At 62.8% G+C, this 5,504-nt stretch carries 6 protein-coding genes; all 6 read right to left on the bottom strand.

The genetic code is table 11. The features are described from left to right. The coding region (locus GHO03_RS23485) for an acyl-CoA dehydrogenase family protein (RefSeq protein ID WP_153400618.1) at positions 1 to 919 on the bottom strand (919 nt) is incomplete at its 3' end. A gap of 11 nt (positions 920 to 930) precedes the next feature. After that, a complete protein-coding gene (locus tag GHO03_RS23480; RefSeq protein WP_095025934.1) occupies positions 931 to 2,121 on the bottom strand; it encodes an acyl-CoA dehydrogenase family protein in 1,191 nt (396 codons plus the stop codon). A gap of 142 nt (positions 2,122 to 2,263) precedes the next feature. Then, the gene (locus GHO03_RS23475; RefSeq protein ID WP_153380489.1) at positions 2,264 to 3,433 is read right to left on the bottom strand and encodes an acyl-CoA dehydrogenase family protein; all 1,170 of its coding nucleotides are present in this window, start codon (positions 3,431 to 3,433) and stop codon (positions 2,264 to 2,266) included. After that, entirely contained in the window at positions 3,434 to 4,612 is a 1,179-nt protein-coding gene (locus tag GHO03_RS23470) for a lipid-transfer protein (RefSeq protein WP_095000008.1), read from the bottom strand. 17 nt (positions 4,613 to 4,629) lie between these two features. After that, positions 4,630 to 5,049 (bottom strand): MaoC family dehydratase, encoded by a 420-nt coding sequence (locus tag GHO03_RS23465; RefSeq protein WP_095000007.1) that lies wholly within the window; start codon positions 5,047 to 5,049, stop codon positions 4,630 to 4,632. Next, a partial coding sequence (locus GHO03_RS23460; protein ID WP_256668754.1) for an acyl-CoA dehydrogenase family protein occupies positions 5,021 to 5,504 on the bottom strand: 484 nt, incomplete at its 5' end. The genes GHO03_RS23465 and GHO03_RS23460, both read right to left, overlap by 29 nt.

Raw genomic sequence — 5,504 nt, 5'->3', positions numbered from 1 at the left:
CGCTCAGGCTGCGGTCGTCCAGCGCCGCCAGACCGGCCATCACGGCGCTGCGTGCCAGCGCCAGATCCACATACAACTGCGCCGCGCGATGTTGCAGGGACTGGAAGGTGCCTATCGCCACATCAAACTGCACTCGGGTCTTGAGGTAGTCGAGGGTCAGTTCAAACAGCTTTTCAGACATGCCCAGCATCTCGGCAGCCAGACACACGCGGCCGCGATCCAGGGCGATATTCAAGGCCGGCATGGCAGACCCGGCGGCACCCAGCAAGGCATCAGCCCCGACCTGTACCTGATCCAGCTGCAAGCGCGCATGGTTGCGCGAGTCAATCAGCGGCAACGGGCTGACGGTCAGGCCCGGGGCATCTGCCGGCAGCAGGAACAGACTGATGCCTGCCGTGCCGGTGCGTGCCGCCACCAGATAAGCGTCGGCCCCCACCCCGTCGATAACGAAATATTTATCTCCGCTCAGGCTGTAGCCGTCGCCATTGGCCACAGCTTGCAACGCCACTTTCGCCGGGTTGTGCCGTGGCTGTTCGTCCAGCGCCAGCGCCACCCGCTGCCCCCCGCTGATGGTCGCCGACAGCCAGCGGTCCTGCTGCTGTGCATTGCCTTGCAGGTGCAGCAGCGATCCGCTGAGCACCACACTCGAAAGCAACGGCGTGGCACTGAGATTACAACCGATGGCTTCAAAAATCGGCCCCAGGCCCATGCAGCCAAAATCCAGCCCGCCGAGGTTTTCCGGGAAAGGAATTGCACTCCAGCCCAACGCCACCGCGTCTTGCCACAGTAGCGGATCAAAGCCGTCCACCTGCGCTTCATCCCGCAAGGCGCGCTGACGGGACACCGGGCTGCGCGCGGCGAGAAATTCGCCGGCGCTGTCGGCCAGCAGTCGTTGATCTTCGTTGTAAAGCAGGTTCATGGTGAGTTTCCTTACTTCACGTCAGGCAGGCCCAGGACCCGCTTGGCAATAACGTTGAGCTGCACTTCCGACGAGCCGCCAGAGATGGTCAGGGCGAAACTGTTCAACCAGCCGCGGGTGATTGCCTGTTGCTGGGGGCTGAAAGCATCCGGGTCCCAGCCCAGTCCCTGATAGCCCATGACATCGAGCAGCACTTCGAACTTGTCGCGCTCCTGTTCGGTGTGCACCAGCTTCATGATCGACATCAGCCCGCTGACGTCCTGCCCGACGCGGGCGGCTTCGCCCATGCGCTGCACGGTCAGGTTGTAGCTGTGCTCGTTCATGGCCGTGGCCACCGCTCGTGCAACCAGTGCCGACTCGCTCTGGCCGGTGGCCTCGGGCAAGTACTGTTTGACCAGGGGCAACAAATGAAAATGGGTCGGCAAGCTGAATTCGCCGAACTTGGACATGGCCTTGCGTTCGTGTTGCAACAGACGCTTGGCCAGGTTCCAGCCACCGTGCAGCGGGCCGATCAACTGGCTTTTCGGAACTTTGACGGCGTCGAAAAACACCTGACAGAACGCCGACTTGCCGCTGATCAAATCAATCGGCGCAACGCTGACTCCGGGGCTCTTCATGTCCAGTACGATCAGGCTGATGCCCGTGTGCTTGCTGGCCTTGGCATCGGTGCGCACCAGAGCGTACATCCAGTCCGACTTGTCGCCGTAGGAGGTCCAGATTTTGCTGCCATCGACCACAAAGTGATCGCCGGCATCCCGGGCCGATGTTTTCAGGCTGGCCAGATCAGAACCGGCATTGGGCTCGGAGAAGCCCTGGCACCAGCGCACCTCACCGCGGGTCATGGGTGTAAGCAGCTGTTTTTTCTGCTCTTCGGTACCGAACTCCAGCAGCACCGGGCCCAGCATCCAGATGCCCAGGTTGATTTGCGGCGGGCGGCATTTGAGGCGGCGCAGCTCGCTTTCGAGCACGGCGTTGTACTCCGCACTCAGCCCGGCGCCACCGTATTCAACGGGCCACTCGGGGCAGAACCAGCCTTTGTCGCGCATGCGCTCGAACCACAATTGCGCATCTTCACTGGGGAACTCCATCTTGCGGGCCCCCCACACCATTTCGCCTTCAGGGATGGCCTTGCGTTGCGATGGCGGGCAATTGGCCTCAAGCCAGCTGCGGGTCTGTTCTCTGAACTGGTCAATCGCGTTCATGTTGTTTCACCTTTCGGTTCTTGTAGCCGCTGACGAGGTACGAGGCTGCGACGGGATGAGCAGCAGCCCCGGTGATCTGCAGGGCCTGCGCCCCTTGTCGCAGCCTCGTACCTCGCCAGCGGCTACAGGTTTTCGGCATTGTTTAACGCTGGGTACGCGGCATGCCCAAACCGAACTGGGCGATCAGCTCGCGCTGGATTTCATTGGTGCCACCGCCAAAGGTCAGGGTCACTGAAGCACGCACTTCGTACTCCAGTTCGCCGTGCAGCAGCGCCGCCGGTGAACCGCTGCGTATCAAGCCCGCGGCACCGACCATGTTGCTCAGGACTCGCAATATCTCGATCCCCGACTCCGAGCCGTAGACCTTGGTGGTCGACGCCAGCGCCACGTCCATGCGGTCGCGCTCGAGGTCAGCGGCAATGCGCAGGTTGATCAGGCGCATGGCTTCCAGCCGCGCGTAGCACTGCGCCAGTCCCGCACGCACCCAGGCCTTGTCGGTGGCACGCACGCCTCGTTCATCGGCTGCATTGGCCCACTTCAAGACCCGGCCAAACAGCCCCACGACCTTGTCCGACCAGGCGCCCAGGCCCAGACGCTCGTGGTTAAGTTGTGCCGTGATGAGTTTCCAGCCGCCATTCAACTCGCCCACCAGCATGTCGGTGGGCACCCGCACGTTGTCGTAGTAGGTGGCCGCCGTCGGGATGCTGGTGGTCGGGATCACTGTGCTGGCAAAACCTGGCGCGCGGGTGTCGAGAATCAGGATCGACACGCCTTTGTGCCGCGGCCGCTCGGCATCGGTGCGCGCCGCCAGCCAGATGTAGTCAGCCGACTCAGCACCCGAGGTCCAGAGCTTGTTGCCGTTGACCACGAACGCATCGCCTTCGAGGCGCGCCGTGGTTTTCAGCGCAGCCAGATCGCTGCCTGCATCCGGCTCGGAGTAGCCGATGGCGAAGATGATTTCCCCTGCCGCGATAGCCGGCAAAAACCGCGCCTTTTGCTGCTCGGTGCCGTGGGCCATCAACGCCGGCCCCACGGTGCTGATGGTTACGAACGGCAACGGCGCACCGGCGATATTGGCCTCTTCAAAGAAAATAAACTGCTCGGTAGGGCCATAGCCCTGGCCGCCGTGTTCCTTGGGCCAACCCACCGCCAGCCAGCCGTCACGGCCCATCTGGCGGATGGTGTCGCGGTACAGCTGGCCGCCCTCTTTGCCGCGCAATTGCTCACGCAACTGCGGGGTCATCAGGTTCTGGAAGTAGTCCCGCACCTTCAAACGCAGGGCATGTTGTTCTGGCGTCAGGTCGACGAACATTCAGGCTGCTCCCAGAATCAGGCCGCTGGTTGGCACACCGGTGCCGGCCGTCACCAGTACGTTCTCGACATTGTCGACCTGGTTGACCGAGCTGCCGCGCACCTGCCGCACCGCTTCGGCCACGCCGTTCATGCCGTGGATATAAGCCTCGCCCAGTTGCCCACCATGGGTATTGATCGGGAATTTGCCGCCACGGGCATGGTGCCCGGCGCGAATAAACTCCTTGGCCTCGCCGCGTTCGCACAGGCCGAATTCTTCCAGTTGCGGCAGTACAAACGGGGTGAAGTGGTCATAAATGATCGCCGTTTGCAGCGCCTCGGGGCCAAGTCCCGACTGGCGATACAGCTCTTTGGCGACAACGCCCATTTCCGGCAGTCCGGTGATGTCGTCGCGGTAGAACGAGGTCATGATCTGCTGGCCCGAGGTAATGCCCTGGGAACCGGCCTTGATCATCACCGGCTTCTGGCGCAAGTCCCTGGCGCGCTCGGCCGAGGTGATCACCATCGCCACCGCACCGTCGGATTCCTGACAGCAATCGAGCAGGTGCAGCGGCTCGCAGATCCAGCGCGAAGCCTGGTGTTCTTCCAGGGTGATCGGCTTGCCGTAGAAAAACGCCTGGGGGTTGGTGGCGGCAAAATCCCGTACGGCTACCGCTACGCGGCCAAAGTCTTCGGAGGTGGCCCCGTAGGTATGCATGTAGCGCTGGGCAAACATCCCGACCCAGGATGCCGGCGTGTGCAGGCCGTGGGGCATATACCAGCCGTAGTTGACGTTCTCGAACGTCGGGGTCGAGGCAAAGCCGTAGCTGCCGCTGCCGAAGCGATACCACGAGCGCTCGTTCATGGCGCGGTACACCACCACCACTTTGGCCACACCGGTGGCCACGGCCATGGCAGCGTGCATGATCGGCCCGCAGGCAGCACCGCCGCCGTGGGGTACCTGGGAGAAGAACTTGACGTCCTTGCACCCCAGCAACCGGGCGATTTCATATTCCGGCACTTTATCCACCGAGTACGAGCTGAAGCCCTCGACCTCGGAAGGGTCAATACCGGCGTCTTTCAACGCAGCCAGAGTGGCCTCCAGCGCCAGACGCAGTTCGGTGCGCCCGGAGTTTTTCGAAAATTCGGTCGCGCCCAGGCCAACAATGGCCGCGCTGCCGGAAAGTGACGATTGCGTCATGAGTACTGTCTCCGCGATCAGGGCAGAACCAGCGCGACCGTACCGGTCACGTGGTTACCCATGGAATTTTTGCCGCTGAGGGTGATTTCCACCGTGCGGGTAGTGGCATCCTGACGGGTGACCGCGCCATTGAAGGTCATGCTGTCGCCGGGATAATTCGGCGCGCCAAGCTTGATCTTCAGCGAGGCAAAACGCGCCCCGGGGCCGGCCCAGTCTTCGATATAGCGTTGCACCAGGCCGTTGGTGGTGAGGATATTCATGAAGATATGTGGCGAGCCCAACTCCCGCGCCGCCTCTACATCATGGTGGCCGGGGAAGTAGTCGCGGGTGGCGATGGCACCACCGGCGATCAGGCCCACGGTGATCGGGATCGCCAGTTCCGGCAGGGTTTCGCCGGGGCGCACGTCGTCAAAGCGCTTGGTGTTCTGCAAGGTCATATTTCCATCCCAGCTTGTCGTTATGGCTCAGCCAGTCGCCGAGGCGTTCAAGGCATGCTGCCGATCCACCCAGGGCACAACCCAGGGCGCGGCTCCAGTAGAGGAAGCGGTGTATCGGGTAGGTCAGGTCGACACCTATGCCGCCATGTACGTGCTGGGCGTTGTGCCCAATCAGATGCCCCGCTTCACAGGCCTGCCAGGCCGTGGCCAGTGCTTCGCTGGGCGCCGGCAAACCGGCGTCCAGGCGGTAGCACAATTGCCACAGGGTGCTGCGCAGCGCTTCGAGGGCGATATGGGCGTTGGCCATGCTCATTTGCACCGCCTGAAAACTGCCAATGCTGCGTTCGAACTGACGCCGCTCGGTGACGTATTCCACGGTGCGGCGGATCTGCTCGGCACTGACGCCCAGCTGCAGCGCCGCCAGTGCGGCGATGCTGCGCGGCTCCAGCCAGTCC

Source organism: Pseudomonas sp. FSL R10-1339, assembly GCF_009600545.1.
Taxonomy (GTDB): domain Bacteria; phylum Pseudomonadota; class Gammaproteobacteria; order Pseudomonadales; family Pseudomonadaceae; genus Aquipseudomonas; species Aquipseudomonas bubulae.
Note: the sequence above shows the minus strand (reverse complement) of the source record. Positions and strands in the feature narration are given on the sequence as shown.

Coding starts and splice junctions, on each gene's coding strand:
- GHO03_RS23480 (WP_095025934.1), bottom strand. CDS start 2,121: ATGAACGCGATTGACCAGTTCAGAGAACAGACCCGCAGCTGGCTTGAG.
- GHO03_RS23475 (WP_153380489.1), bottom strand. CDS start 3,433: ATGTTCGTCGACCTGACGCCAGAACAACATGCCCTGCGTTTGAAGGTG.
- GHO03_RS23470 (WP_095000008.1), bottom strand. CDS start 4,612: ATGACGCAATCGTCACTTTCCGGCAGCGCGGCCATTGTTGGCCTGGGC.
- GHO03_RS23465 (WP_095000007.1), bottom strand. CDS start 5,049: ATGACCTTGCAGAACACCAAGCGCTTTGACGACGTGCGCCCCGGCGAA.